We start from the raw sequence: 25,157 nt of genomic DNA on the forward strand, positions 1-25,157 counted from the left end.
ATCCTGATGGACATCATTGAACCCGTCACCCTGGGTGACGTCACCTGCACGCGCGCCACTTCGGCGCCGTACTACGACCGGAATGGCGTGCAGCAGATGGCGCCGCCGAACGTGCTCCGCGTCACGTACGACCCGGCAGATCTGAGTCGGGCACCGTATGTCCTGCTCGACGCCGGGGAGGTGATCAGCGCCGGCGCAGGCCTGGTGTATTCGAATGTACCGATCGTCGAGCCGGCCTACAACGCGGCCACGACGTATGCGAAGGACGCGCTGGTCTACGATCCGGCCAGTCACAACGTATTCCAGTCCCTTGTCGCCGGCAACGTGGGCAAGGTGCTGACCGATACAACGGCCTGGTCACCGCGCGGCGCGGCCAATCGCTGGGCCATGCTCGACCAGTACAACAACACCCAGACCGCTAACGCTGAAGAAATCATCATCGTGGCCTCGGCCCAGATGATCAGCCAGGGCTTCTACATCGGCAACGTCGATGCAGGTGAGGTGCGGGTGTCCGTCGTTGATCGCACGAAGGGGCTGGTCTACCGCGAGCAGCAGTCGCTCAAGGTGTCGACGTCGGGGTCGAGCTTTTTCAACTGGGCATTCAAGCGGATCCGGCGCAAGACCTGGGCGGTCAGCCTCAAGCTGCCGCCCTTCGCCAACGCACTCATCACGATCACGATCAAGAAGCCAGGCGGAACGGCCAAGTGCGGCATGTGCGTGGTGGGCCCGACCGCTGACTTGGGCAAAACCCTGATGACGCTGGGCGCCGAGATCAAAGACTTTTCTGACACCTCGTTCAACTTCGACGGCACCAGCAAAACCCAGATCCGGAACTGGGCAAAGCGGATCAGCGCCGACGTCGACGTGGATGCATCGCGGGTCGATGCCGTCTACGAGCTGCTGGCCGAATACCGGCAGCGACCGATCGTGTGGGTGGGGTCACTCAATTATGGCCTGGCGATTGCTTACGGTCGCTACTCAAGCCTCAAGCCGGTGGTGAAGGGTAAAAACCGCTGGAACATGTCCATGCAAATTGAAGGAACCGTATGACGATTACTGTGCTGCTTGACCCGACCCAGATGCCAGACCAGTCCCAGGACCAGTTGGACTTCGACAATAAGATGTCGGGTTTCATGCGCGATCTGCCAAAGCTCGGCGCGGAGATGAACAGCTCTACTGCTGGAGTTAACGCTGTCGCCGCGGACGTACTTGCGAAATCGCAGGTCGCGACGGCTGCCGCAATTGCAGCAGCCGCGTCTTTTGATGCAACCCTTAGTTTGGGAGGCGCATCCGCTTTCGTCAGTGGCAAGGTCTATCAGAAGAATGATGCCGCCATCAGCCAGATTAACTTCCAGGCATACCGCAGGGTGGCCGCAGGCAGTGGATCCGTCGACCCGGCAAACGACATTGGCAACTGGCGAATCGTGGCAACCAACGGTGCGTTCGAACCGCAAGCAGTCGGTGGCGTGGACGTCGACCTTGCGCGCGGGCGTTACTTCACCAAGGCGATCGCGGGTAACACCACATTCACATTCAGCAACGTCCCCGCTGGGGGCTACTGCTTCACCCTTGAGTTGGCCGTCACATCGGGGATTGCCAGCTTCCCGACGTCGGTGCGTACCGCAGATGGGCGGCCAGTGGTGCTGACCACTGGCCGAACGCACCTGCTGATGTTCATCACGTCGAATGGCGGCACGACTTGGCGGCTGGCCGTGGCTGGCAATTACGTTTCCTGAGGATTGTCATGGACGAAATTACTTTCAAGCTCGCCATGGGCGCATCGGGTAGTGGCAGTCCTGCCGGCCAGTTTCTCACTGACAATGGTGGCGGAGCACTGCTCACAGTACCGGCTGGAGTATTTTTTATTTGCGCAGTAACTGTCGCGGGAGGAAGCCCGGGGGAAGCGGGCGGAAATCCGCCGGCGGGCGCGCCCCAGAACGGGAACGGAGGCCGAGGGGGAAATCTTCGCTGGAAGAACAACATACCCGTCACTCCGGGCGAGAGCATATTCCTGCAACCTGGAGCTACTGGTTCCAGCACGGGCCGGGCTATTTCGACCATCGTTCGCTCGACGGACGCCTCTGTGCTTTTGTCTACTGATATGCCTCTGGGTGTAGACGGCGTTGGCGGAGGAGATGGAGGAGACGGGGCGTCGGGTATCAACCAAGCCGGCGGGTCCGGCGGAGGTGCTGGAGGCTACGCTGGGAATGGCGGAAATGGGCAGGTGTCCCCGGCGGCGGCGCTGATGCCAGGCATGGGCGGCGGCGGGGCAGGCGGCCAACATTCGGCGGCTCTTGCCCAGCGTCGAGGTGGAGGGGTGGGGCTGTTCGGCCAAGGTGCTAATGGCGTCGCTCCAGCCGGGCCTGGCTCCCCTGGGGCGCCAGGCTCGCAGCTATATGGCGCCGGGGGCTACGGGGGCAACAACGACGGGTTTGGCGATGGTATTAATTCTGGCGCCATCCGCATCATCTGGGGCGACAACCGAGCCTTCCCATCACTGCGCACGTACGACCTTTAACCTGGAGCACGAATGTATTATCAAACTGAAACTGCTCGCGTGTTTTCATCGCACAGCGAGATCCGCTCGGCGCTTTCCAATGTTGGTTTCAGCGAGGTCATCACCGATGACGACCTGGCCTACTGCGGCATCTTCCCGCTGTTGAGTGTCTCGCCTGAAGTCACTGCTGGCCAGATCGCCGTGCCCGGTGCGGTAGAGTGGATCGACGAGCAGTGGACCCAGCAATGGGGAGTGCGCGACATGACGCCAGAAGAGATCAACGCCAGCAAGCCTCCAGTCCCGCAACAGATCTCGTCGGGCCAGGGCCGTGAGGCGCTTTACAACGTCGGGCTGTTCGCCAACGTCCAGCCCGCCATCGATGCGATCGAGGATGCGGATGCCAAGTGGCGCGTCCAAAACGCATGGGACTATCGTCCAACGTGGGAGCGGCAATCGCCATTCGTCGCCATGATGGCCGGCATTCTTGGCTTGGGCGACGGTGCGCTCGACGAACTGTTCATTGACGCAGCACGCCTGTGATCTAAGTAACCATCCAGACCCAACCTGCTTCGGCAGGTTTTTTTACGTCCATCCAAGGAACCTGATGAACCAATGGCAACAAGATGCCGCTCGCTTGGGCGGACCTGCTCTCGTGCAGCTGCTCAGTGAAGTGCGCGATAACCAGCTCGACCTGATGGCCAACTTCGATCAGCTGAAAAAGAAAACGAGTGAGCTTGAGGCGACTAACAAGCGCCTGCTATCTGGCTTCCCTGCGGATGACGTTGAGGGGCATCGCCGCTATCACGAGTCTGTAATCGAGTGGCGTGAGCTGCGCAACAAGATGGTGCGAGAGGCTCTGATGAAAGTAGCTCAAGCCGGCACGCTGGCCGCTTTCGGCTGGCTTGCCCTCGCACTCTGGCAGGCATTCAAGATCACTGTGGCCAAGTGAGCCCGTAACCTGAAAGGAAATCATCGTGAGCTTCATCGAAGATGCAAGAAAGCAGTTCCCGAAACTCTGGTCGGTACGCTTCGCGCTGCTGGCCGCCATCGCATCGGCCATCGAGGCCGGCATGCACCTGTACGCCAGCGGCACCGCCCCCATCCTGGTGGTGGCCGCCGGCCTGACCTCGCTCGGCGCCGCGATCGCGCGCGTCGTGGCACAACCGTCGGTGACCGGCAATGGTTAAGGGCGCAACCATCCAGCGGCCCGGCGGCTTGGCTGCGCTGGTCGGCGCCATCGCTGCGGCCGCACTGTTCACATTCACTCCACCGTTCGAGGGCACCAAGCTCACCACGTACCGCGACATCGCAGGTGTGCTCACGTACTGCACCGGCGCCACCGAGAACGCGGCTTGGGGCAAGACGTACACGCCCGCGCAATGCCTCGCGCAGCTCGATCGTGACCTGGAGCGGCACGCCGCCGGCATCGCCATGTGCATCCCGCTGGCGCGCCTGACCAATGGCCAGAAGGTGGCCTTCGTCGACGTGGCCTACAACATCGGCGTGAGCGGGTTCTGCGGATCGAGCATGGCGCGGCGCACGAACGCGGGCGATATGGTCGGCGCCTGCAATGCGCTGCTGATGTGGAACAAGGTCGGCGGCAAGGAAGTGCGCGGTCTCACGCGCCGACGCCAGGCCGAGCGTGAGCTGTGCTTGAAGGGACTGCCATGATCCCGGTCGTCGCGGCAACCGCCGCACCCGCTGTCGCCGCGTCGTCTCGCGCGCTGGTGGCCGGCCTGGGCCTGCTGCTGGCGATGGGGCTGGCCGGTGCCGCCGGCTGGTTCACGAATGGCTGGCGGCACGACGCCGAGATCGCCGATCTGCAGCGCGCGCACGCCGAGTTCCGCGCCACGCTGTCGGAGGCTGCACTCGCCGACGTCCAGGCCGATGCGGCCACGATCCGCCAGGCGGCCACCGAGTTCGCCACCATCCAATCCACCCTCGCGCCGCGCATGTCGGCGCTCACCAAGGAGCTGCGCAATGCACCGAAACTTCCTGCTGGCTGTGTGCCTGACCCTGTGCGGGTGCGCAACCTCGACGCCGCAATCGAAGCCGCCAACAAAAGCATCCCTCGATAGTGCACTGGCGGCGCCGTGCCCGGTAGTTAGGCGTCCGGCCGCGCCCGACTACGACGCGTGGCAGGAATGGATGAACGAGTTGCTCGGCCAGTACGCTACGTGCGCGGCGCGCCACGCGAAGACCGTACAGGCTTGGCCACAATAAAGTGATAGTTGAGGAACGGCTGCGTCACTGCGGGGAAGTGCGATCGACCTACACTTGGCGCTGAGAGTTGGAGGCTGACATGGGCAAACCCGGCGGAGGCGCGCGCAATTTCCCGCGGAAGTGTGGTCACTGCGTCTGTGTAGTAAAAATATTATCTGACAGGGTATTTTAAGCCATATATAATTAGCAATGTCAATACTCTTGCGGCCAGATATTTATGAGCATTACCAGCCCTGCCTTCGCTTTAGCCTTAACTTTATTGGCATTTATATCTATAAGGATAACATTCAAATTTGAAAGTAAGAATCCGCCACCGATGCGGTTTGCTACGATTAATGGTTTGCGTGGATATCTTGCATTTTTCGTGATGTTGCACCACGCGAGCATTTGGTACTTTTTTTGCCGGACAGGCTCTTGGGCATTGCCGGAATCAAGGCTCTATGCGCATCTCGGTCAGGCCAGCGTTTTTTTGTTCTTTATGATTACAAGCTTTTTATTTTACGACAAGCTGCTAAATTCGCGCGGGCGAGCGTTTGATTGGGGCGCATTTTTTATTGGGCGACTATTTAGAATCGCGCCGCTATATCTAGTGGTAGTCATGTTTGTTTTTTTGATTGTTGGATTTTTGTCGAATTGGCGAATAATTGAAAACGCGCAGGAGGTTTCAAAAGCTGTCGGACAGTGGTTGTTGTTCACCATTCCTACTGCAGCACCGATCAATGGAATCGCTGAATCGAATATTATCGTTGCAGGCGTGACTTGGTCGCTACGCTACGAATGGATTTTTTATTTGGCCCTTCCATTGATTTCGCTAATCCCCGGACAACGTCCAGGTTTCCTCATTCTGGCTGTGTCAATCGCGTCGCTTATTGGGGGAGCGATGATAGGACTAAATCCTAAATACGCGCTAGTATTTGTGGGCGGAATTATCGCTGCTTGTTTAGTTCGAGATGCAAGGTTCGTCAGATTTTGCCAAAAAAAGATCGCGTCAGTATTAGTGCTTATATGTCTGGCTGTAGTACTGCAATTTCCAAATTCGCATCAGATTGTTCCGTGTGTCGTTCTTATTTTTGCCTTTTGCATAATCGCCGGTGGCGCAGATATGTTTGGCCTGTTTTTGTTGCCAACTTCACATAGATTCGGTGAGCTTGCCTACGGCATCTATTTGATTCACGGCATTGTGCTATTTACAGCGGTCAGTTTCCTCGTTGGAAGAGATGCGACGGCGCGCATGTCCGCTCCAATTTACTGGACGTTTGTGGCACTTTTGGCTCTAGTCACTCTCTCCATAGCTGGTTTGGCATATCACTTCGTCGAAAAGCCAGGAATCGATCTGGGCAAACGGTTCCGACGACGTGGAGCACGACTCTCCGTCTCAAAAGAAGCCTGACTACTTGGCAATCAGTTCGATGTCACCTGCCTGTCGCTGACCGCTGGCGACCGCTATGCATGTCAGTGCGTAGCGATCGATCTGCTGGACCAGAATGCTATGTGCGCATCATTCCATGCAAAGACGGTTCAGGCCTGGCCGAAGTAGCGCGCTAGTTCTCGATCTCGCCCGCGACACGGGTGATGGCTCGCCGGGTAGCTGCACCGGCATCGTCGCAATGCTGCTCGTTTGCCAATTTGAGATCGGCGGTCATCGCGCTGGTGTCCTGCTCGTGTATGTAAATCTCAAGTCGAAGTCGCACGGCTAGGTCGAGCGCGTCACCGTCGAACATGAGCGGGTTCCAGCTGTGTATGACCGAGCCGTCGGCGAAGTGCAAGTTGACAAAGCCTTCGCCGACGACCACAGCAAAGCGCACCGCGCCGATCGCGTGCGCCGCACGCTGCAGCAGTATCAGGTCGGACTCCGGAACATCCACCCTGGGCTGCCCTGGCAGCTCTTCCATGTCGCCATCGATCTCGTAGTCCATCATCGTCCTTAGTCAGGTTTGATCGGTGCAGCCCCGCGGCGTCGCTGCCCTCCATCACTTAGAACGCGCTGCACCACGTGCAAAGGCGTCGTCGGCTGGAGAACGCGCAAGCCAACATCGAGGCCGAACACGGCCGCAACATTTGCTGCCAGATCGACATAGGTCGCGGTGAGATGATCTGTTCGTTTCTCCATGTGCCAAGTATGGCAGGGGAAGCCGCCGGAGCTTGATGAGAGGCAAAATTAGGCAGGCTGCATGCCACAGCTGCTACACTGTATGGATGAACAGTATTCCAGCCACGCGGTTCAAGCGCGCGCTTACGAAGGACGATCTGAAGGCAATTCAGGATCGCAACCCTGACTCGCCTGACATGCGCGCGCTGCTGTGGGAGGTGGCGCGGTTGCGTGCGCTGGCGCTCCGGACGCACGACTACTTCCGCCAAGGCTCGTCGTCGACGGCACTCATCCTGGCCGACTCGCTGCGCACGATGCTCGAAGACGAGCCAGTGATTCAAGAGCAGTCGCGCCTGAAGGACTGAATTGCTGCGCTATTCAACGCGACCACTTTCAATCTAATCAAGCACTTATACGCCCATAACCAGTGAATCAATAGCGCAGTCCAGGGCTTGCAAGGTTTTGATTAATTGGCACAAATAAGCTTTGGAGCATCTGACTTCTAAGCTGTGGGTCGGGGGTTCGATTCCCTCAGGGCGGGCCAGATTTTCCAAACCAAACAAGGTCTTATCGCATCGTGCGGCTACCTTTCTTCAGGCATTGCGCTACTGAAGCATCCTTGGGCTATTAAACGCCATTTTCCCGAGCTTCACACGCTCTGGCTGTCAGCAATATACGCGCTGCGTGAGCTGACATATCGGCATGCGCGAGCAGCGCGCGGGGCGGCGCCAGTGACTCGGTATCATTATGCAATTTGCGAGCAGATCCGGCTTGGTGACCCTTTCCCTGAAATTAACCAGGTGCCGAGGACGTCCAGCGAAGATGATTCAGGCTCGCTGAAACAGGAACACAATACGCATAAATCTCTGGCTCATGGCTGGCAGATGGCTTAAGCCTAGGTAATGAAATCATGTTTTTTGCAACTTATGGATGGGTTGGCTTTATGTCATCCAATAAATCGGAGGACATTTTAGTAAACATGTGTCTATCTAAAAAAAATACGCTCTGCAAGAAATGCGGTTTCTTTCGCGAAAATGCTGATTTAGTTTTGCGTTCGCAACTTTGAAGTAGTCAAGCGACCAACCGATCGAAAAATGAATTTACCAATTTCCCTGAATGAGATGAATAATAAATATGAACTCGATTTGAAGAAGTTGTCTCATGAAAAGGGACAAATTCACCTAAAGCCTTCTGAGCCTTTACCAATCAAAGCCCGATCGTCGACAATTGACATTGCCAAGGGCATTGGCATCCTTTTGATTGTTTTAGGTCACGATGCTGGGTTTAGTCGATATTTTCCCCAGTTTGCGGATTTCTTGGGGGGCATACGAATGCCGTTCTTTTTCTTTATTTCAGGTGTGACTTTCTCGCTAGGTCGCCGCGATCTGACTGATATTGCAATTACGAGGGCAGATGCATGGCTGAAGCCATTTGTGGTGGTGGTGACAATTTTTGGATGTTTGAATATCTTGCGTGGGACGGGAACGTTTGAAGGTTTGGTACTGGCGCTGACATATGGTACTGGCTATACACTCTCACCACGCGCAGTATGGTTTTTGCCACATTTGTGGCTGTTGTATGTTTCATGCAGTGCGTTGTTGATGCATTGCCAGTATCTGTTCTCTACTAGCATCCGACGCACTGCGTCTCTGACCATCTTGCTTGGGGTCGGATACTCTGTTCTCGATATGTTCAACAATCCTTATGAAAATAATGACTGCTTTAAAATGACCGAGTTCAGTACCGCGCTTTTCAGCTGCGGTTTGCCGATGAGCGCAGATTTTTTGCTGATTACGGCAGTGTTTTTTATTTTTGGTGTTTTCATGTCGGCAACGGTCAAGAATTTCAAGTTTAGCTCATTGCATTTGGGGGTGGCTCTATGCATCGTCTCGGTTGTCTGGTTTTCCTTCGGTGATTCGATGAATTTGAATTATCGCCAATATGACCACCTACTTGGCACCACCGCTTTAGCATTTTCTGGAATTTATTTAATGCTGGGCTTGAGTAGCCTGCTTGGGAAAATAGCATGGGCCGAAAAAGGTTTGACTTTTATTGGTCGCGGTTCGCTTTTTATTCTGCTGTTTCACATGCCAATTTTGTATAATTTCCCAGCCATTTTGAATCGAATTCTGCCTTATAAGTTTGCTATCGAAGCGACTGTCTTGCTATGTGCGATGTTTATTCCACTTGCAATTTGGCAGACTTGCAAGCGGTTTCAGATCACCAGGGCAATGTTTTTTCCTATTTATAAAAAAGGTGAGCCGGCAATGCACTCAAGTTAAGGACGTTAGTAAGCACGATGGTGAGATCGCGGAACGATGATCCGTGTGGTCGTGGGGAACCGGCTCTCGTACACGTTTACGCTGGCATCGGTGTCGTAATAATCCTGATCCCATGAGGCGTTGATGTAGTACCAGCCGGTATAGGCTGCCGTGGAACGCTGCGTAATCGTAACCATAGGCGCCGCTGCCATCGTCGGCGGCAATCGCATTGCCGGCGTCGTCGTAGATGCGCAGCAGGAATGGGTCGTAATAGCTGCCGCTCTGGACCGTATGCCCATGCTGGCCGTGGCGTGAAAGACGAAGATATCGTCCTCGCTTGCATACGGATCGACGGTGCTGTAGCGGGCGGCGCGGCCGTAGAACTGGCCGAGTTCCGGGGCCCGGACGGGATCCAGGTCGAGGCGCCAGGCCCGGTTCATGCCCGACCACGTCAGGTCATCCAGGGAGTCGAGCGTGGGGTAGGCGGACACGGCAGGCCTCGGGCAATGGGATGCGCCGATGGTAGGCCTGGCAATACCGGCCAGCGCGCCGACATGGTTACGCGCTATACGTGCGGCATCACGTGGTCATCATGCGACCGCCGGGAACGCTTCGCTACCGTCGCCCCATGCGGCCAGTGCGCGGCGCAGCAGGCGCCGTTCGCGGTGATCGATCTGCTGGTCGGCCCGCACGATTTCGAGCATGCCCTTGAGCACCAGTGCGCGCAGTGCCGGATCTTGGACTTCGTCCAGCAGTGCGTCGATCGTGGCGGGTTCGATTTCGACCATGCCAGCCGCGTGGTTGGTACTGTGAGCCAGGAGATCCTGGGTCAGCTCGCCGGCGGCATCGTCGAACGTGTCTTCGCTCACGCCCAGTACCTCCAGGACGCCGCTGTGGTGCAAGGTCTTGAGCTCCTGCGGTGCCAGACGACCGTCGGCGATCATGGCCAGGGCCAGCAGACGGCTCATGGCCTTGGGACTGTCGGTCGGGTAATTTCTCATTGCTTCCTCGCTTCGTGTGAACTGAGTCACCAATATACGGTTGCGCAATGCTAAAGTAAAATCGAAATATCTTTAGCAATCCTCAACATTTTTGGTGGTAAGCGCGGATGAATTACAAGCACTTGCAGTATTTCCATACGGTTGCCACGGTCGGCAGCGTTGTTCGGGCGGCCGAGCAGTTGCACGTGTCGGCGCAGGCAATCAGTACGCAACTGCAGTTGTTGGAAGACCAGTTTGGCGAGGAACTGTTGCGCAAGAAAGGGCGCGGGCTGGTGCTGACCGAGGCCGGCAAGACCGTCTTGCGCTACACGGACCAGATCTTCAGCCTCGGTAATGAACTGGAGCAGGCGGTGCGACGCGGCCTGTTCACCGAGACGGAGACATTGCGCGTTGGCCTGTGCGACGCGATCGCCAAGACGATGGCCTTCCGGCTGCTGCAACCGGCGCGCGATGCGGGGCTGGCCATGCACCTGGTCTGCCGTGAGGGTCGCTTTGGCGACCTGATGGAGGACCTCAGCGCGCACCGGCTCGACCTGTTGATCTCGGACCAGGGCTTGCCGCCCGGTGGCGCGGTGCGTGGCCATAGTCACTTGCTCGGCTCGAGCACGGTAACGGTCGTGGGGCATCCCGATGTATGCCAGCGCTGGGGCGGTGATTTTCCGCAGCGCCTGAAGGGAGCGCCGTTCCTGATGCCGGGTCAGGGTGCGGCGCTGCACAGCCAGTTGATGGCCTGGCTCGAAGCGAACGGATTGCGCCCGATCGTCGTTGGCGAATTCGACGACGGTGCACTGCTTGGCGCATTCGCCGGCGCCGGGGCGGGCTTCATGGCAGCGCCTACCGTGCTTGCGGCGTCACTGTGCGCGCAGTACGGGCTCGAGCCGGTGGGTGCGATCGACGCCATCGTCGAGCAGGTCTATGCCGTGACCGTCGAACGGCGGGTGCACCATCCGGCGTTGCGGCGCATCCTGGAACGGGCGCCGCAGGTATTTGGCTGAGAACGGCCCGCGTGCGTCAGATGCGATCGCTTTCCTTGCGCACGACGCGCCCGATCACGATGCACTCGTCGCCTTGGCATCGTTTGCGGTGATAGGTGCGCTGGTCGGGGTTGTCGGACGTGAGCCACCACTGGGCCGCATCGCGCGCCAGGCGCTTGACGACGGCTTCGCCCTCGACATTGAACGCGAATACGGCGCCGGCAACCGGTTTGGTGTCGAGCGTGTTGATGACGACGATGTCGCCGGCGTATAGCGACGGCTCCATGCTCTCGCCCTTGACGTAGATCGCAATCAGATGCGACGGGCTGTACTGGTTGCGTTCGAGCCAGGTGCGGCGCATGCCGAGTGTGCCGCCATCGCGTGCCTCGGGCTCGGCCTGGTACCCGGTGATACCCGCCGACAGGCGTAATTTCACCATCGGAATCGGCACGAAGGCATCGTCGTCGCCTTCGGCCACCACCCGCAGCGCATTGGGTAACCCGACTGGCCCGGCCAGGCCGGGCAGGGTGGTGCCGTCCACGAGCGGGCTACCGGCCAGCGGCGCCAGGATGTCGGGCGGCAGACGGCAGCCGGTGACCCTGGAAATTGCCAGCAGCTGCTTCAGGTTGGGGCTGTGCTTTTCATTTTCCCAGTGCGAGATATTGGCCTTGGTGTGGCCACGCTCCGTGCCGAGCTCGAGTGCGAGGCGTGCGCCCAGCGCCGTGCCCGACAAGCCGGCCGAGGTCCGTGCTTCTTTTACCCAGTTAGCAATCATTGTTTGAAGGTCCATATGCGTATGGTAAAGGAAATCTATACATTGAAGTATAGCTTTTCTTTACTGCTGTGGTATAGTTTTCCTATACTTTGATCCATTGCATTGATGTGGCGCAGGGTAAGCGTGGGCTTGCCGGTGCAGGTTCCGCCGCAAGCACAGGGGAGACACGATGATCATTGAAACATTACAGCGTCTGATGGACGCCAACCTGGCCGGGCTGGCCACCGAGCTGACACTGGCCGATATCGGGGCGCTCATTGGAATGGTCAGCGCCTTGCTGAGCACCCTCGGCAATCTGTTATATACATGGCGCAAGGACCGGCGTGAGCAGCGCGACAGCGATGCCGCCTGGGCCCGGCGCCAGAAGGAACCCTGAGGCCTGGCTCGCCGGTCGCGGTAGAATAGCAAACCGCAAGCACATCGATCCCGGAGCAGTCAGTACATGGTTTTTCTCACCGTCCCCTACGCCGAAAAAGACGCCGCCAAGGCGCTAGGTGCCCGCTGGAATCCGACCCGCCGCCGTTGGTATGTGGCCGATGGCGTCGCTACTGAACCCTTTGCCAAGTGGATTGATGCAGCCTCTGCGTCTGCCTCTGCATCGGCGTCAACCGCCAGTTCTGGTGGCGGCGCCGCCAAGCCGGGCGCCAAGGCGGGTTCCGGTCGGGTGGACAGCTATCAGGGCAAAACCGTGGTCGGCGTGAATTACGTGGCGCTCGAACACGATTGCAACCCGCTCGAAGAATGCCCGCGCTGCCGGCAGACCCTGGAAGGCACCCCATGGTGGGCTGCACGCACCAGCCTGGCCGCGCTGGTTGGCGGGATGCCGGGCACGTCGACGATCCGGACGCCTGGCAAGGCGTCGTGATCGCCATACGGTCGCGTTAACGCTAAGATGCAAGCCTGACAATACTTCCCAACCGACGCCATGCATCCTGCGACCGCCAGCACGCGACACGCCGGCCACGCCCGCAGCAACCGGCGCCTGGTCGGCGGCATCGCCATCTCGGTGCTGCTGCATGCCTTGCTGCTGTCGCTGCAATTTGGGGTGCCGGGCAGTGATGCCGGTGGTGGTGGAGCGCTGAGTGTTGTGCTTGCGCCTTCTGCTGTGTCGGCACCGGATCCCTCGCTGGCCCCGCTACCGCCGCCGCCGCCGCCGACGGCTGCTGAGCCTTTGACGCCGTTGGCCACGCTCGCTGTTCAGTCGCCATCCCCGGCGCCTGCTGCGGCGGCCCCGCCAGATCCCGAGCCTGCGCGCGGATTACGTCTGGTCGATTTACCACCGCCACCACCCCCGGTAGAGAAGATTGCGCCAGCGCCGAAGGCAAGCCTGCGTCGACCGACGCCAGCTGTGCCAAAGCGTCGTCTGCGTGACGTGGCAACGCCCGTGATTGCCATGCAAGTCGATCCGGCGTCCGAATTCGCTGTCGCGGTGCCGTTACCCGAGGTCGACGCCGGTCCGCCGCCAACCGATGCAGATGTGCCTGACGCGCCCGAGGATGTTGCGGCGCGAGAGATGCCTGCTGAACCGGCGCCTGTCGTGGATTCCGAAGCGGAACACATCGCGCAGGCGGCATTGGCACGGCGCGCGGACGATGCGGCGCGTGATGCGGCGTTACAGCAGGAGCTTGCCCTGCAGCGGGAGCAGGCGCAACGCGACGCTGCCGAGGCACGCAGGCTCGCCGAGCTGCAGCAGGCACAGGAGCAGCAGGCGCAACAACTAGCGCAGCAAGAAGCGCAGCAACGAGCGCAGCAACAGCAGGCGCAGCAGCAGGCCCTGCGCGATCAGGAGGCGCTGCTGCGCCAGCGCGAACAAGAGGCGGGAGCGGCGCGCGAACTGGCTGCGCAGCGCGCGGCGCAGGAAGCAGCGGCGCAGGAAACCCTGGCCCAGGCGCAGTTACAAGCACGCCAGCGTGCCGAAGAGGCTGCCCAACGCCTGGTGCAGCAGGCGGCCGAGCGCCAGCGTGCCGAGGAACTGGCGCAGCGCAGCCGGGCCGAGGAGCGCGCACGCCAGCAAGCCGCCGAGCGGCAACGCATCGACGAACTGGCACAGCGCAAGCTGGCCGAGGAGCGGGCACGCGAGCAAGCGGCTGACCAGGCGCGGCTGGCGCGGGGCGCTGCCGAAGAAGCTGCGCGTCAGGCGGCGCAGCGTTCGCAGGCGCAAGTGGCCGGACCGGCCGCAGGATCGGCTGCTGGGCCAGCCACTGGCAGCGGTCCGGCGGCGACGCGCGTTGATGGTGCCGGCGCCGGCGCCGGCGTCGGCCAGGGCAGCGGTCCGGGTGCGTTGGCCGGCCCGGGCGCCATCGCTGGCTTGCCCGGCAACCGCGCACGCGAATTGCTGCGCGGGGTGACGATCCCGAACGTAGACGCCGCCGGCTTGCCGCGCGAGCGCTCGGCCGGCAATCGCCGCGTGGTGGCCGACGGCGGCGAGCGCGATGCGCCGCTGCGCTTGTACGTCGACAGCGTGCGTCAGAAACTCGAGCGCAACGCCGTGCTCGGCGGCGCGCGCCTGTCGCTGCGCGACGTTCGCATCGATCCCCTGGTGAGCGTTGCGCTGCGCAGCGACGGCAGTATCGACGAGGTCACCATCGTGCGGTCAAGCGGGCGCGCCGACGTGGATGATGCGGTGCGCCGCTTCGTGCGCCTGAACGCCCGTTACGCCGTGTTCCCGCCGAATGTCGCTGCGAACTTCGATGTGATCGAGATCCGCCGTATCTGGCGCTTCGGCGATGGACTCAAGCTTGTCGAAGAAATGCGCTGACGCCATCTGGCGCCAGTCTCCACGGCATCTGCGGTTACGTCGATTGCAAAGGCTGTCACCTGTCAGCCGGAGCACCTTCGACCGTTCAATGCATCATCCCAGAAGTTCGACCGAGTCGACACTGCGTACTTGCCGCGGCCTGGTCGCGTTTAGCAGACTCAGCGCAACGTGGCGCGCATCGGACGCCGCCAGGTAAGGGCCGATTGGCAAGCTCAATACGGACGCAGCCATCGCATCGCTGACGGGGCACGACGCGCCGGCTGCCAGGGGAGCGTAGGCAGGTTGCCGGTGCACCGGCACCGGGTAGTGCACGACGGTCGGGATGCCGGCTTGCGCCAGGACCGCGCGCACTCGCTCGCGGTCCTCGACCAGCACGGTGTACTGGGCGTGGACGCTGGTCCGGTCGGGCCGGCAGCCAATGAGCGGCACATGCGGCTGCAGCATTTCATCGTACGCGGCAGCGACCAGGCGACGTTGCTTGTTCTCTTGGTCGAAGCGTTCCAGCTTGGCCAGCACGATGGCGCATTGCAGTGTGTCCATGCGAGCGCCGGGACCAAGACGGACACGGCCATACGCGTGGCGCCGCGCCCGGCCGTGCATGCGGATGTCGCGCATCGCACTTGCGAGCGCATCGTCGTTCGTCAGCAGGGCGCCGCCATCGCCATAGCAGCTGAGCGGATGGCTTGGTGAAAAGCTGGTGCAGCCGATCAGCGCCAGGTTGCCGCTCTGGCGGCCGTGATAGGTTGCGCCAAAACTCTGCGCGCCGTTTTCGATCACTGCCAGGCCATGGCGGGCGGCGATGCTGTTGATGGCGTCCATGTCGGACGGCTGGCCGTACAGAGACACAGGGATGATGGCGCGTGCCGCCGGCGTGATCGCCGGTTCGATCAGGCCGGGATCGAGCGTGCAGGTGACGCGCTCGATGTCGGTGAATACGGGCCTCGCACCCACCAGCAAGATCGCCTCGGCCGTCGCGATGCCAGCGAACGGTGAGGCGATGACGTCGTCACCTGGCCCGATGCCAACTGCCATCATGGCGATCGCCAGTGCCGTGGTGCCGGACGATACGGTGATGCAATGGCGCACGCCCGTGTAGCTGGCCAGGCGTTGCTCCAGCTCGGCGACTTCCGGGCCCATCACGTATTGGCCATGGTCGAGAACGGTCTGGATACGGCTGTTGATCAGGCTGCGCAAAGCATTGTATTGCGATTGCAGGTCGGTGAATTTCATGCGTTGTCCTTGTTCACCGATGGTTGCGGCACGTGGCCGTCGTGCAGCACGTGGACGGCCCGTTCGTGGCCGCGAGCGCTGGTAGTGGTCCCGGATTCAAGCCTGCACGACGTTGGGCGAGCGGTGCGGGAACACGCCTCGCGTATCCACGATGAGGCTGGCGTTTTGACGCACGAGTTCATAGTCAAAGGCGCTGTGGCCGGTGGCCAGCAACACCACGTCATAAGAGGCGAGCGATGACGGTGTGAGCTCGACGCTGGACAGGTCGAAATGGTGTTCGCGCATGCGTGGGAACACCGGCACATGGGGGTCGGAATACTCGACTGTGGCGCCACGCGCCCGCAGCAGTTCCATCAGCGCCACCGAGGGTGACTCGCGCATGTCATCGACATCCTTCTTGTAGGCGATGCCCAGCACCAGGACGCGGCTGCCCATGACGGCGCGACTGCGACTGTTCAGCGCGTCGGCGACCTTGGCGATTACCCAGGCCGGCATGTCGCTGTTGATTTCGCCTGCCAGCTCGATAAAGCGGGTGTGCAGGCCGAACTGGCGCGCTTTCCAGGTGAGATAGAACGGGTCGATCGGGATGCAGTGCCCGCCCAGGCCCGGGCCGGGATAATAGGGGGTGAAGCCGAACGGCTTGGTGGCGGCGGCCCGGATGACTTCGTGGATGTCGATGCCCATCCGGTCGGCGATGATTTTCATCTCGTTGACCAGCCCGATATTGACGGCGCGGTGAATGTTCTCGAGCAGCTTGGTCAGTTCAGCCGCGCGGGTCGAGCTGACCGGGACGACGGTGTCGATTGCCGTCCGGTACAGGGCCAGGCCGGCTTCCAGGCAGGCGTCGGTCGAGCCGCCGCAGATCTTGGGGATGGTGCGGGTGTGAAAGTCGGGGTTGCCAGGGTCTTCGCGTTCGGGCGAAAACACGAGAAAGACATCATGGCCGACGCGCAGGCCGCGCGCTTCCAGGCGGGGCCGCAGTTCTTCTTCAGTGGTGCCGGGATAGGTGGTGCTTTCGAGGGATAGCAATTGCCCGGGCCGCATGTGGGGCAGCAGCGACTCGACGGTGCCGATCACGTACGACAAATCGGGCTCGCGGTAGGCGGTCAGGGGCGTGGGGACGCAGATGATCAGCACATCGGCTTCGACCACGCGTGAAAAATCGCTGGTGGCGGCCAGGCCGGCCGCGCGGGCGGCAGCGATCGTCGGGCTCTTGATGTGGGCAATATAGCTCTCGCCGCGGTTGAGCTGGTCGACCTTGGCGGCGTCGATGTCGATCCCCAGGACGTGGAAGCCTTCGGCCGCATAGCGCAGCGCGAGCGGCAGGCCGACGTAGCCAAGGCCGACAATGCCGATCACGGCGTGGCGCTCGCGCAGCCGGGTCAGCAGCTGCTCCAGGTGCACTGATGTGTTTTCGTCTCGCATGGTGTCCTCCACAATGGCAGTGATCGTTACGGGTGAGATTGAAAACGGCGATGCTTCAGGTTGGTAATCGTTCGGCAGCGCGCTAAAGTTGTTGATTAAAAATGGCGGGCGTGAAAAAAGAACATGGCAAGGCGGTATTGCATGGCAAGCCAAATGGTTTTGCGAGGCGGCCTTGGATAGATTGAATGACGGCGTGGGGATCAATATATTGCGCGAATGCGAATATAACCGTTGCGGCTAGCAGAAAATAGTTTGCAGGGAGAATAAATAGAGTGGCAATCCCAAATCGATTTGTCAGATAAAAATCGCCATTGCAATATATTAGGGCTGCAAAAAACCACAGCGCCAATCCGGCCGTGGCCATTATCATCGTGAGACCAGCCCTGGCTGTGCAAGGCACTGACATGCGGTACGCAGAGGGCGGCCTGGTCCTTGCAACACATTGAATTGACATGGCAATCATTCCCTCGCTTCAAAAGCTGGCTATTTCAATCAAAGAAATTTACTTGCAACATGGTCGAGCCAACACGCCACTCGATGGAATCAAATTGCGTTCGATCGTCCATGTGTCGCGAGTTGATTATCCAATCCTGACTGCATGGCAGGATTGAGATCACTCAACAGCACTCAGGGATATAGCCGAGGAATAGCGTTATTCAAACGTCTTAGTGAAAATAGAAATAGAGTCAGGGAATTAGATTTCTAATTCCCTATTTCTTTTTTGAAGATTGAAGATTGAAGCGGAGGCGGGGTAACGTTCCCGGCCCGGCAAGCCGGGAACGCAAGGCAATGTATTACGCGCCGGGCCGACCGGGCCGCGGCTGCGGCGCCATCGGCGGCACCGTGATTGTCTCGTTCAGGCGCAGGAACTTGAAACCTGCCAGCATCTGGCCGGGCTTGCCGGCGCGTGCATTGTCGGCTTCGCGTCCGGCCACGCGGGCCATGTACGAGGCGAACGTTTCTTCGCGCACCTTCGGCGCCGACGAATGCAGGAAGTGCCGCTCGCCATTCGGCCCCAGCACCACCAGGCCCACATGCGAGGCCCAGTACTCGCCGTTGCGGGTCGAGATCACGTTGACGAAGTCGCCCTCTTGCAACTGATCGAGGATGGCCGCCACGCCGTCTTTCGGCACGTAGGTCTGGCGGCTTGTTTCAACAGGGATGTCGCGCACCGTGTTGTGGCGCGTGCGCAGGAAGCGCGCGCGGTCGACGCGCATGTCGTAGCCGGGGCCGTTCGGGCCGGCCAGGTTGGCGCTGATATCCGTGACCAGCCAGCGGTTGGCCACGTTCCAGTCCAGCTCGGTGTAATGGTTGCGCGTGGCGACACCGATCACGCCATCGCGGTAGCGGATCCGCTGCAGCATCCAGAAGAATTCTTCCCATGATTGCGACAGCGCCATCGCATAGGTGTGTTCCACAAAAACGACACAATCGCTTTGTTCGATGCTGTACATCGGCAGGCTGTCATGAATTTCGAACGGAAACTCGCCCAGCAGGTTCAGCGAATACGGCTGGCCGATGTTCTGGCGGCCGATTGCCGCGATGCGCTTGCGCAGGTCGGGCTGCGCGCCCTGCATGTGTGGGATGTACTGGCCGGCTTCGAACGGTGTCATCTTGTAGATCGGCTTGTCCAGCAGGGCCGCCATTGGCGTGGGCGGCGGTGGCGCACCCGGGATCGGCGGCGTGGAAGCAGGGGGACTGGCGCAGCCGGTCAGGACGGTGCTGGCAAGAAGCAGGCAGGCAAGGCGCATGGCGGTCATCTCGAGAGAAGGGAAAGTGTCACGCTAATCCGGTAAGCGCAATGGAGATAATGAATTCTGCGTCGTTGCCCATAACCAGAACGACCCGTCGCAAACATACATTCCTCCCAGTTATACGAAAGCAAACACAAGTGATTATTCATGATGGCAATCCATCATCAATACTCGCCACAAGCATTTAAAAATTTGCCTTACTTTACCAAGAATCGCACCCTTCCCAGGAGAGAGATGATGTTCAAGCAGAAGCCGCTTGCCGCGGCCGTATCGATGGCCGTCTGGAGCCTTGCCACCTTGCCAGTGCTGGCGCAGGCGCAAGCACAGGACCAGGAGAGCGCAGCCGCCGTGCCGATACAGACCGTGGAAGTGACGGGCATCCGCGCCTCGCTGGCTCGGTCGCTGGCGGTCAAGCGCGATGCGTCGGCCAACGTCGAGGTGATCACGGCCGAAGACGTCGGCAAGATGCCGGACAAAAACCTGGCCGATTCGCTGCAGCGCCTGGCTGGCGTGGCGGTGCGCACCGACTATGACGAGGCCGAGAAGGTCTCGATGCGCGGCACCAACCCCGACATGTCGCTGATCATCTTCAATGGCCACGCCGTCAGCAGCGCCGACTGGTACGTGGCCGACCAGGGCTCAAGCTCGCGCTCGACCAGCCTGTCCCTGATGCCATCGCACGTGCTGCAGCAGGCCGTCGTCTACAAGACCTCCCAGGCCAATATCGTCGATGGCGGCCTGGCTGGCACCATCAATGTCTCCACGCGTAAACCGCTGTCAGCCAAGGAGAATTTCTCGGGCGTCGTCAGCGTCGGCGCCAGCTACGCCGACCTGCCGGGCCGCTATGCGCCGGACATGAACGGCTCGGTCAACTGGAAGAACGAGGCCGGCACCTTCGGCGTGCTGGCTGCGCTGTTTGCCGAAAAGCGCTACGTGCGGCGCGATTCGGTCTCGCGGTTCGCGTACGGCACCAACAGCGGCTGGGACGTGATCAACACCAGCACGATGAAAGGCATCACCGATGCATCGCTCGCCGGCACGGGCTACACGGCGGCAGACCTGAACGGCGTGCGCCTGCCGGGCTCGATGAGCTCGGAGTTCGTCGAGTCGGTGCGTGACCGCAAGGGCGGCATGCTGTCGCTGCAGTTCAAGCCGAACCGCGACCTCGACGTGACGCTCACGGGCTTTCATTCATCGATGGATGCCGATAACCACGGCCGCCTGACATCGAGCGCCATCTACTCCATGCTGCTCGGGAAGAACGCGCCGCTGGGCAGCACCATCGGCGCCGCCGCCAACACCAGTTCGAACGGGCAGCAAGTATTCGCGCAGATCCGCAACCCTGTCATCGTCAACGAAACCACGGTCTACGGCAACCAGCTCAAGGTGCTCAAGGCCGCCGACATCGTGTTCCCGAACGGGACCACGCCGCAGTACGTCGGCAACTCGGAGGGCTTCTATCGCGACGGCGCCAAGGCCGAGAGCTCGTTCCTCGACCTGGACGCCAAGTACCGCGTCAACGATGACCTGACGATCAAGACGCTGCTCTCGAGCACGCGCGGGGTGGGCACGACCGAACTCGATCAGGGACTGACGCTGGCCCGCTACGGCACCGGCATTTCGTACGCGCTCGGCAGCCTGCACGACGCGCCGTTCGTTCAGTACCAGAACGCCGGCGGCAACCAGCCCGGCCTGAACGCCGACGGCAGCGGCTACACCATCGTTGACCGCGCCGCCTCGGGCGTGCGTACTGTGGACAAGGAATGGAGCGCGCAATTCGACGCCGAATACCGCGTCGATCGCGGCATCTTCCAGTCGCTGGAAAGCGGTGTGCGCTTCTCGGATCACAAGCGCACCAGTGCGCGCCGCGGCCCGGCGTTCCGCAATGGCATTACGCTCGACCCGGTCACGGGCCGCGTTACGTCCAATACGCCGACGCCAACCACCGGCTGGCAAGCGTTCCCCGGTGACTTCGGCGATGGCCTGGATGGCCCGGCCGGCTGGGACAACACCGGCTTCACCTACACGCCGGAAGCGATCAAGGACTATATCGCGGCCAATACCAAGGTCACGAGCGACGCGTTCGAGCGCCGCGTGAGTTCCGAGATCGACATGCAGGAACGCCAGAGCGCCGCCTACCTGATGGCCAACCTGGAACGCGATCGCTGGTCGGGTAACGTCGGCGTGCGCTTCTCGCGCACGGAAGTGAAAGCCAATATCGCCACGCCGATCCCCCTTGGCGCCTGCCAGCGCGTCGCGCCGGGCCAGTCGCCCGTGACCTGCGCCGCGTATCCGGGTGCGATCACCGATGCTGGCGACGCGACCCCGTTCTTCGATGGCACGCCGTTCAATCCACTGGCCGGCGTGATTTACTACAAGACGCCAACCAAGCGCACCTTCGACAACTGGCTGCCAAGCCTGAACGTGCGCTACGACATGGGCAACGACATGCTGGCGCGCTTTGGCGTGAGCCGCACGATCGGGCGCCAGAACTACAACCTGCTGGGCAGCGGCTTCGGCACGCCGGGTTGCGACGCCAACGGCTGCCGTGTCACGGGGCCGAATCCCGACCTCGAACCGCAAACGGCCGACAACGTCGACCTGTCGTGGTCGTGGTACTTCGCACCACGCTCGATCGTCGCACTGAGCGTGTTCCATTCGTCGATCAACGGCTATCCGAAGACGGGCGCGGTGGGCAGCAGCACGATCGACCTGCAGGATCCGCGCGACCAGACCGTCAAGTCCTTCTTCATCAACACGGCCTCGCAACAGGGCGCGAAGATCAACGGCATCGAGCTGCAGTACGAGCAGCCGTTCGGGCAGACGAACTTCGGCTTCACGTCGAACATCAGCCGCGCCAAGACGAAGGTCGACGATGGCCGGCCGATGGTGGGCGCATCCGAGTGGACCGGCAACCTGGGTCTGTACTATGAAGACCGCAAGCTGTCGGCGCGCCTGGTCGCAAACTACCGCGGCGAGTACGTCAACAGCACGACGGCGCCGGCGCCAACGGCCAACAGCCAGGGCTTGACCGTGATCAACGGCGTGGCGATGCCAACCGCGCCAACGTACGCCGATGCGGTGACGACGCTGGCGCTGTCAGCCAACTACTACTTCACCGACAACCTGGAACTCGCGTTCAGCGCGACCAACCTGACCAACGCCAAACGCGCGCAATATCGCTACAGCGAAGAAGAGCAGCAGAAGCTCGATGTCAGCGGTCGCCAGTATTATCTGAACCTGCGCTACAAGTTCTGATCGGCTTATGCAGTGAAGGTTAGGGGGCTTCGGCCCCCTTTTTCATGGGTACATCGAGCTCATCCGTATTGACGCCCAAAGTGTGCGGCATCTAACGGTGAATGTGGGGCGTAGCCGTTAAGATGCTCCTGTCTGAGTGAGGAACGCGCGAAGTAATTCGCAGCCATCCGACACCTCAACAGGTTAGCCGGTCGCCTCGAGGATCGGCACCAATTTCTACACCGGTGCCGGCCCTGTGCCAGCGCCGGACAGCAGGTAAGCGAAGGTTGCCGTGTACGATGTCAAACCTCGGCCCGCAGCCGTCACTGGCGCCTGACTCGCGCCTAGCCTTTGCGTATGTTTTCGCGTCGACGTCCTGACAAGGACGCGGCGCATAGTTCAACCAAGGAGACCACATGACCACCAGAATCGGAAGCAAGCACATCGCTCAACATCGCGGCAAGGCAGAACGCCTCGAGATCAAGCGCACCAACATCGCACGCGAAGCCGTACGCCAGGCCGAAGCCCGCGCCAAGTATCGCAACGTGCCAAAAGGCCTGGCCAAGCGCCAGGAAGCCGCCAGCGCTGCCTGATTGCGCCTGAGCTGCACACCGAACCCGCCACACGGCGGGTTTTTTTTCGCCTGATCGTTCGCGCCGCGCGTCGATTCGCCATTCGCCCGAACGGATTCGCCATTCGCCGAAAACCACTTCCGCCAACGTGCCGACCCTTGCTATCGTGATCCCTATTCGATCACAAGGAGGTCTGCATCATGCAATCCGAAGAATCCTATCGCTGGCGCAAGCAGATTGTCTGGGGCTTGCTGCTCATCGTCATCGGCGCCGTCGTGCTGCTCGATCGCCTGTATTACATCAATGCCGAGGATTACTGGCACTACGCGCCGCTGCTGCTGGTCGCCGTCGGCATCAGCCAGACGATCGGCTACCCCAGTCCCAAAGAATTCGGCAATGGCTTGTGGACGGTGTTTACCGGCCTGTGGCTGTTCGCCGTGCTGGAAAATGCGTTCGGGCTGACGTTCCGTAACAGCTGGCCGCTGTTCATCCTGATGTGGGGCATCAAGCTGGTGCTCGATCCGTTCATCGCGCGCCGTTTCCTGAATAACCAGAAGGTGAGCCGCCATGAAAAATGATCGCCTGCCCAGGGGCGTGACGGGCCAGGTCGTGCTTGGCGTGCTGGTCATCGGCATGGGCCTCTTGTTCCTGCTCGATAACCTCGGCCTGGTCGACATGCACCGCGCGGTTTCGTTCTGGCCGATGCTGTTCGTGATCGTTGGCACCGTCAAGCTGTGCGACACGCGCAGCCAGGGTGGCACGTTGCTTGGCGCCGCGCTGGTCGGCGTGGGCATCCTGATGATGCTCGACCGGCTCGACATCATCAACTTCAGCGTGCGCACCTTGTGGCCACTGATCCTGATTGGCCTGGGCGGTTTTCTGGTGGCCAAGGCGCTGCGCAACCGCGGCATGACGGGGGCCGTCGCGTCAAGTACCGGGGCCGGGATGCTCGACGACACGGGTAGCGGCGACGTGGTCGACATCACGGCGATCCTGGGCGGCTACGAGCGCCGCGTGGCCACGCAGGATTTTCGCGGCGGTGAAATCACGGCGGTCATGGGCGGGTGCGAACTCGATATGCGCGGCGCCTCGATCCGTGGCGAGGCGGTGATCAACGTGTTCGCGTTCTGGGGCGGCGTGACCATCAAGTGTCCGCCCGACTGGACCGTGATCCTGCTTGGCACGCCGATCCTGGGCGGCTTCGAAGAAAAGACCGTCGTGCCGCCCGATGGCAGCAAGCGCCTGGTCATTCGCGGCTACGCCATCATGGGTGGTGTGGAAATCCGCAACTGATGGGCCGGATGTTCTGGGCCGGGCGCAGCGCCGCGCTGTACCTGGCGGCCTGGCTGATGCTGGGACTGATGCTCGCGGGCCTGCTGAACGCGGCCACCGGCGCCGGGATGCCGGCCAGCCTGCTGTTCGCGCTGCCGCTGATGCTGGTGTATGCGAGCGTGTGCGGCTTTTCGAGCTATTACCTGTGCCGCGCCTATCCGCTGGCCACCAAGTCGCTGCGCTCGGTGCTGGTCGTGTTCTTCGTCACGGCCGCCAGCGCGGCCCTGCTGTGGTGCGCGGCGGCGCTGGCGTGGGCGGCACTGTGGCGCTGGCTGGCGCCATCAATGGGCGGCGTGCTGCTCTCGCCACCCGTCGCGGCGGCGATGTTCGGCGTCGGCGTGCTGCTGTATGGGATGACGGCCTGCGCGCATTACCTGGCGCTGGAGTTCGAGCGCGCGCGCCGGCTGGAAACGCGTGAGCTCGAACTGAAGCTGCTGGCGCAGGATGCCGAACTGCGCATGCTGCGCACGCAGATCGATCCGCACTTTTTATTCAACAGCCTCAATTCGATCAGCGCGCTCACCAGCATCGATGCCGACGCCGCGCGCGACATGACCTTGCAGCTGGCCGGCTTTTTTCGCCATACGCTGGGACTTGAGGCGCACCGCAAGGTGGCGCTGTCCGACGAAGTCGAACTGACGCGGCGCTTCCTGGCGATCGAGCAGGTGCGCTTCGGGCCGCGCCTGGCGTTCGCGTGCGAGATGGCGGATGACGCGGCGCGCTGCCTGCTGCCGCCGATGATCCTGCAGCCGCTGGTCGAGAATGCGGTCAAGCACGGCATCGGGCAGCTGCCGCAGGGCGGCGTGGTGCGCGTGCAGGCAGTGCGCGCCGGCTCGCAACTGAAGCTGCGGGTCGAGAACGATGTCGATCCGGATGGCGGGCCGGCGGGCAAGGGTGGTGGCGTCGGCCTGGCAAACGTGCGCCAGCGCCTCGCCGCGGCGTATGGCATCGACGCGAGCGTGCACGCGACACGCGATGGGGCGATTTTTCGGGTGGACCTGATCCTGCCCGCAGACATGGGAGAGTGAA

Annotated in this window: 27 protein-coding genes; 20 read left to right on the top strand and 7 right to left on the bottom strand. The window is 61.1% G+C overall.

Annotation, left to right across the window (positions count from 1 at the left end):
* Positions 1 to 6 precede the first annotated feature (6 nt).
* From AC56LY_RS05870 to AC56LY_RS05905, 8 genes are all read left to right on the top strand, one after another.
* On the top strand, positions 7 to 1,050 hold the full coding sequence (locus tag AC56LY_RS05870; protein ID WP_499577338.1) for a hypothetical protein: 1,044 nt from the start codon (positions 7 to 9) through the stop codon (positions 1,048 to 1,050).
* Entirely contained in the window at positions 1,047 to 1,736 is a 690-nt protein-coding gene (locus AC56LY_RS05875) for a hypothetical protein (protein ID WP_499577340.1), read from the top strand. Before AC56LY_RS05870 ends, AC56LY_RS05875 begins: the two co-directional genes overlap by 4 nt.
* A gap of 794 nt (positions 1,737 to 2,530) precedes the next feature.
* Complete coding sequence (locus AC56LY_RS05880) at positions 2,531 to 3,037, top strand: hypothetical protein (protein WP_499577342.1); 507 nt, start codon at positions 2,531 to 2,533, stop codon at positions 3,035 to 3,037.
* A gap of 64 nt (positions 3,038 to 3,101) precedes the next feature.
* Entirely contained in the window at positions 3,102 to 3,446 is a 345-nt protein-coding gene (locus AC56LY_RS05885) for a hypothetical protein (RefSeq protein ID WP_499577345.1), read from the top strand.
* Between the two features lie 25 nt (positions 3,447 to 3,471).
* Entirely contained in the window at positions 3,472 to 3,684 is a 213-nt protein-coding gene (locus AC56LY_RS05890; protein WP_499577347.1) for a DUF7940 domain-containing protein, read from the top strand.
* On the top strand, positions 3,677 to 4,168 hold the full coding sequence (locus AC56LY_RS05895; RefSeq protein WP_499577350.1) for a lysozyme: 492 nt from the start codon (positions 3,677 to 3,679) through the stop codon (positions 4,166 to 4,168). The genes AC56LY_RS05890 and AC56LY_RS05895 overlap by 8 nt, the downstream gene beginning before the upstream one ends.
* Complete coding sequence (locus AC56LY_RS05900; protein WP_499577351.1) at positions 4,165 to 4,575, top strand: hypothetical protein; 411 nt, start codon at positions 4,165 to 4,167, stop codon at positions 4,573 to 4,575. The genes AC56LY_RS05895 and AC56LY_RS05900 overlap by 4 nt, the downstream gene beginning before the upstream one ends.
* A 362-nt stretch (positions 4,576 to 4,937) precedes the next feature.
* Positions 4,938 to 6,110, top strand: coding sequence for an acyltransferase family protein (locus tag AC56LY_RS05905; protein ID WP_499577353.1), 1,173 nt, complete (start codon positions 4,938 to 4,940; stop codon positions 6,108 to 6,110).
* A 151-nt stretch (positions 6,111 to 6,261) separates the two neighbouring features.
* Here the strand turns inward: AC56LY_RS05905 and AC56LY_RS05910 are convergent, their stop codons facing one another.
* Positions 6,262 to 6,639 carry a hypothetical protein gene (locus AC56LY_RS05910; RefSeq protein WP_499577355.1) on the bottom strand — a complete coding sequence of 126 codons (378 nt, stop codon included), beginning with the start codon at positions 6,637 to 6,639 and terminating at the stop codon, positions 6,262 to 6,264.
* 277 nt (positions 6,640 to 6,916) lie between these two features.
* Between AC56LY_RS05910 and AC56LY_RS05915 the strand changes: the two genes are divergently transcribed.
* Together AC56LY_RS05915 and AC56LY_RS05920 are read left to right on the top strand one after the other, a co-directional pair.
* Complete coding sequence (locus tag AC56LY_RS05915) at positions 6,917 to 7,174, top strand: hypothetical protein (protein WP_499577357.1); 258 nt, start codon at positions 6,917 to 6,919, stop codon at positions 7,172 to 7,174.
* Between the two features lie 729 nt (positions 7,175 to 7,903).
* On the top strand, positions 7,904 to 9,091 hold the full coding sequence (locus AC56LY_RS05920) for an acyltransferase family protein (protein ID WP_499577359.1): 1,188 nt from the start codon (positions 7,904 to 7,906) through the stop codon (positions 9,089 to 9,091).
* A 5-nt stretch (positions 9,092 to 9,096) separates the two neighbouring features.
* On the opposite strand, the gene AC56LY_RS05925 is transcribed toward AC56LY_RS05920, so the two are convergent.
* Positions 9,097 to 9,561: a hypothetical protein gene (locus AC56LY_RS05925; protein WP_499577360.1), complete on the bottom strand. Its 465-nt coding sequence runs from the start codon at positions 9,559 to 9,561 to the stop codon at positions 9,097 to 9,099.
* A gap of 99 nt (positions 9,562 to 9,660) precedes the next feature.
* Positions 9,661 to 10,071 (bottom strand): tellurite resistance TerB family protein, encoded by a 411-nt coding sequence (locus AC56LY_RS05930; protein WP_499577362.1) that lies wholly within the window; start codon positions 10,069 to 10,071, stop codon positions 9,661 to 9,663.
* 107 nt (positions 10,072 to 10,178) lie between these two features.
* Between AC56LY_RS05930 and AC56LY_RS05935 the strand changes: the two genes are divergently transcribed.
* The gene (locus tag AC56LY_RS05935) at positions 10,179 to 11,066 is read left to right on the top strand and encodes a LysR family transcriptional regulator (protein ID WP_499577363.1); all 888 of its coding nucleotides are present in this window, start codon (positions 10,179 to 10,181) and stop codon (positions 11,064 to 11,066) included.
* Between the two features lie 16 nt (positions 11,067 to 11,082).
* On the opposite strand, the gene AC56LY_RS05940 is transcribed toward AC56LY_RS05935, so the two are convergent.
* Complete coding sequence (locus tag AC56LY_RS05940; protein ID WP_499577365.1) at positions 11,083 to 11,820, bottom strand: S24 family peptidase; 738 nt, start codon at positions 11,818 to 11,820, stop codon at positions 11,083 to 11,085.
* Positions 11,821 to 11,989: 169 nt separating this feature from the next.
* On the opposite strand from AC56LY_RS05940, the gene AC56LY_RS05945 reads away from it, so the two are divergent.
* From AC56LY_RS05945 to AC56LY_RS05955, 3 genes are all read left to right on the top strand, one after another.
* Positions 11,990 to 12,196, top strand: a complete 207-nt coding sequence (locus AC56LY_RS05945; protein WP_499577368.1) for a hypothetical protein — start codon at positions 11,990 to 11,992, stop codon at positions 12,194 to 12,196.
* A gap of 66 nt (positions 12,197 to 12,262) precedes the next feature.
* Positions 12,263 to 12,685 (top strand): DUF5710 domain-containing protein, encoded by a 423-nt coding sequence (locus tag AC56LY_RS05950; protein ID WP_499577372.1) that lies wholly within the window; start codon positions 12,263 to 12,265, stop codon positions 12,683 to 12,685.
* Positions 12,686 to 12,745: 60 nt separating this feature from the next.
* On the top strand, positions 12,746 to 14,578 hold the full coding sequence (locus AC56LY_RS05955) for an energy transducer TonB (protein WP_499577374.1): 1,833 nt from the start codon (positions 12,746 to 12,748) through the stop codon (positions 14,576 to 14,578).
* Positions 14,579 to 14,671: 93 nt separating this feature from the next.
* Here AC56LY_RS05955 and AC56LY_RS05960 read toward each other — a convergent pair whose 3' ends face one another.
* The gene (locus AC56LY_RS05960; protein ID WP_499577378.1) at positions 14,672 to 15,808 is read right to left on the bottom strand and encodes a DegT/DnrJ/EryC1/StrS family aminotransferase; all 1,137 of its coding nucleotides are present in this window, start codon (positions 15,806 to 15,808) and stop codon (positions 14,672 to 14,674) included.
* A 96-nt stretch (positions 15,809 to 15,904) separates the two neighbouring features.
* Positions 15,905 to 17,233: a nucleotide sugar dehydrogenase gene (locus tag AC56LY_RS05965; protein ID WP_499577382.1), complete on the bottom strand. Its 1,329-nt coding sequence runs from the start codon at positions 17,231 to 17,233 to the stop codon at positions 15,905 to 15,907.
* Positions 17,234 to 17,685: 452 nt separating this feature from the next.
* Between AC56LY_RS05965 and AC56LY_RS05970 the strand changes: the two genes are divergently transcribed.
* Positions 17,686 to 17,844 (top strand): hypothetical protein, encoded by a 159-nt coding sequence (locus tag AC56LY_RS05970; protein ID WP_499577384.1) that lies wholly within the window; start codon positions 17,686 to 17,688, stop codon positions 17,842 to 17,844.
* Positions 17,845 to 18,027: 183 nt separating this feature from the next.
* Here the strand turns inward: AC56LY_RS05970 and AC56LY_RS05975 are convergent, their stop codons facing one another.
* On the bottom strand, positions 18,028 to 18,984 hold the full coding sequence (locus tag AC56LY_RS05975) for an N-acetylmuramoyl-L-alanine amidase-like domain-containing protein (protein ID WP_499577387.1): 957 nt from the start codon (positions 18,982 to 18,984) through the stop codon (positions 18,028 to 18,030).
* A gap of 237 nt (positions 18,985 to 19,221) precedes the next feature.
* On the opposite strand from AC56LY_RS05975, the gene AC56LY_RS05980 reads away from it, so the two are divergent.
* From AC56LY_RS05980 to AC56LY_RS06000, 5 genes are all read left to right on the top strand, one after another.
* Positions 19,222 to 22,245 carry a TonB-dependent receptor gene (locus tag AC56LY_RS05980; protein WP_499577390.1) on the top strand — a complete coding sequence of 1,008 codons (3,024 nt, stop codon included), beginning with the start codon at positions 19,222 to 19,224 and terminating at the stop codon, positions 22,243 to 22,245.
* 395 nt (positions 22,246 to 22,640) lie between these two features.
* Positions 22,641 to 22,817: a hypothetical protein gene (locus tag AC56LY_RS05985; protein WP_499577391.1), complete on the top strand. Its 177-nt coding sequence runs from the start codon at positions 22,641 to 22,643 to the stop codon at positions 22,815 to 22,817.
* 179 nt (positions 22,818 to 22,996) lie between these two features.
* Positions 22,997 to 23,374 (top strand): LiaI-LiaF-like domain-containing protein, encoded by a 378-nt coding sequence (locus AC56LY_RS05990; protein WP_499577394.1) that lies wholly within the window; start codon positions 22,997 to 22,999, stop codon positions 23,372 to 23,374.
* Positions 23,364 to 24,089 carry a LiaI-LiaF-like domain-containing protein gene (locus tag AC56LY_RS05995; protein ID WP_499577397.1) on the top strand — a complete coding sequence of 242 codons (726 nt, stop codon included), beginning with the start codon at positions 23,364 to 23,366 and terminating at the stop codon, positions 24,087 to 24,089. Before AC56LY_RS05990 ends, AC56LY_RS05995 begins: the two co-directional genes overlap by 11 nt.
* Positions 24,089 to 25,156 carry a sensor histidine kinase gene (locus tag AC56LY_RS06000; protein ID WP_499577399.1) on the top strand — a complete coding sequence of 356 codons (1,068 nt, stop codon included), beginning with the start codon at positions 24,089 to 24,091 and terminating at the stop codon, positions 25,154 to 25,156. Before AC56LY_RS05995 ends, AC56LY_RS06000 begins: the two co-directional genes overlap by 1 nt.
* The last annotated feature ends 1 nt before the right edge of the window (position 25,157 follow it).

This window comes from Telluria sp. ZT3P25, assembly GCF_059685895.1.

Bases quoted from the DNA above. Each gene is read 5' to 3' on its own strand.
- AC56LY_RS05870 (WP_499577338.1), top strand. From the start codon at position 7: ATGGACATCATTGAACCCGTCACCCTGGGTGACGTCACCTGCACGCGC.
- AC56LY_RS05875 (WP_499577340.1), top strand. From the start codon at position 1,047: ATGACGATTACTGTGCTGCTTGACCCGACCCAGATGCCAGACCAGTCC.
- AC56LY_RS05880 (WP_499577342.1), top strand. From the start codon at position 2,531: ATGTATTATCAAACTGAAACTGCTCGCGTGTTTTCATCGCACAGCGAG.
- AC56LY_RS05885 (WP_499577345.1), top strand. From the start codon at position 3,102: ATGAACCAATGGCAACAAGATGCCGCTCGCTTGGGCGGACCTGCTCTC.
- AC56LY_RS05895 (WP_499577350.1), top strand. From the start codon at position 3,677: ATGGTTAAGGGCGCAACCATCCAGCGGCCCGGCGGCTTGGCTGCGCTG.
- AC56LY_RS05900 (WP_499577351.1), top strand. From the start codon at position 4,165: ATGATCCCGGTCGTCGCGGCAACCGCCGCACCCGCTGTCGCCGCGTCG.
- AC56LY_RS05905 (WP_499577353.1), top strand. From the start codon at position 4,938: ATGAGCATTACCAGCCCTGCCTTCGCTTTAGCCTTAACTTTATTGGCA.
- AC56LY_RS05910 (WP_499577355.1), bottom strand. From the start codon at position 6,639: ATGATGGACTACGAGATCGATGGCGACATGGAAGAGCTGCCAGGGCAG.
- AC56LY_RS05915 (WP_499577357.1), top strand. From the start codon at position 6,917: ATGAACAGTATTCCAGCCACGCGGTTCAAGCGCGCGCTTACGAAGGAC.
- AC56LY_RS05920 (WP_499577359.1), top strand. From the start codon at position 7,904: ATGAATTTACCAATTTCCCTGAATGAGATGAATAATAAATATGAACTC.
- AC56LY_RS05930 (WP_499577362.1), bottom strand. From the start codon at position 10,071: ATGAGAAATTACCCGACCGACAGTCCCAAGGCCATGAGCCGTCTGCTG.
- AC56LY_RS05935 (WP_499577363.1), top strand. From the start codon at position 10,179: ATGAATTACAAGCACTTGCAGTATTTCCATACGGTTGCCACGGTCGGC.
- AC56LY_RS05940 (WP_499577365.1), bottom strand. From the start codon at position 11,820: ATGATTGCTAACTGGGTAAAAGAAGCACGGACCTCGGCCGGCTTGTCG.
- AC56LY_RS05945 (WP_499577368.1), top strand. From the start codon at position 11,990: ATGATCATTGAAACATTACAGCGTCTGATGGACGCCAACCTGGCCGGG.
- AC56LY_RS05950 (WP_499577372.1), top strand. From the start codon at position 12,263: ATGGTTTTTCTCACCGTCCCCTACGCCGAAAAAGACGCCGCCAAGGCG.
- AC56LY_RS05955 (WP_499577374.1), top strand. From the start codon at position 12,746: ATGCATCCTGCGACCGCCAGCACGCGACACGCCGGCCACGCCCGCAGC.
- AC56LY_RS05960 (WP_499577378.1), bottom strand. From the start codon at position 15,808: ATGAAATTCACCGACCTGCAATCGCAATACAATGCTTTGCGCAGCCTG.
- AC56LY_RS05965 (WP_499577382.1), bottom strand. From the start codon at position 17,233: ATGCGAGACGAAAACACATCAGTGCACCTGGAGCAGCTGCTGACCCGG.
- AC56LY_RS05970 (WP_499577384.1), top strand. From the start codon at position 17,686: ATGGCAATCATTCCCTCGCTTCAAAAGCTGGCTATTTCAATCAAAGAA.
- AC56LY_RS05975 (WP_499577387.1), bottom strand. From the start codon at position 18,984: ATGCGCCTTGCCTGCCTGCTTCTTGCCAGCACCGTCCTGACCGGCTGC.
- AC56LY_RS05980 (WP_499577390.1), top strand. From the start codon at position 19,222: ATGATGTTCAAGCAGAAGCCGCTTGCCGCGGCCGTATCGATGGCCGTC.
- AC56LY_RS05985 (WP_499577391.1), top strand. From the start codon at position 22,641: ATGACCACCAGAATCGGAAGCAAGCACATCGCTCAACATCGCGGCAAG.
- AC56LY_RS05990 (WP_499577394.1), top strand. From the start codon at position 22,997: ATGCAATCCGAAGAATCCTATCGCTGGCGCAAGCAGATTGTCTGGGGC.
- AC56LY_RS05995 (WP_499577397.1), top strand. From the start codon at position 23,364: ATGAAAAATGATCGCCTGCCCAGGGGCGTGACGGGCCAGGTCGTGCTT.
- AC56LY_RS06000 (WP_499577399.1), top strand. From the start codon at position 24,089: ATGGGCCGGATGTTCTGGGCCGGGCGCAGCGCCGCGCTGTACCTGGCG.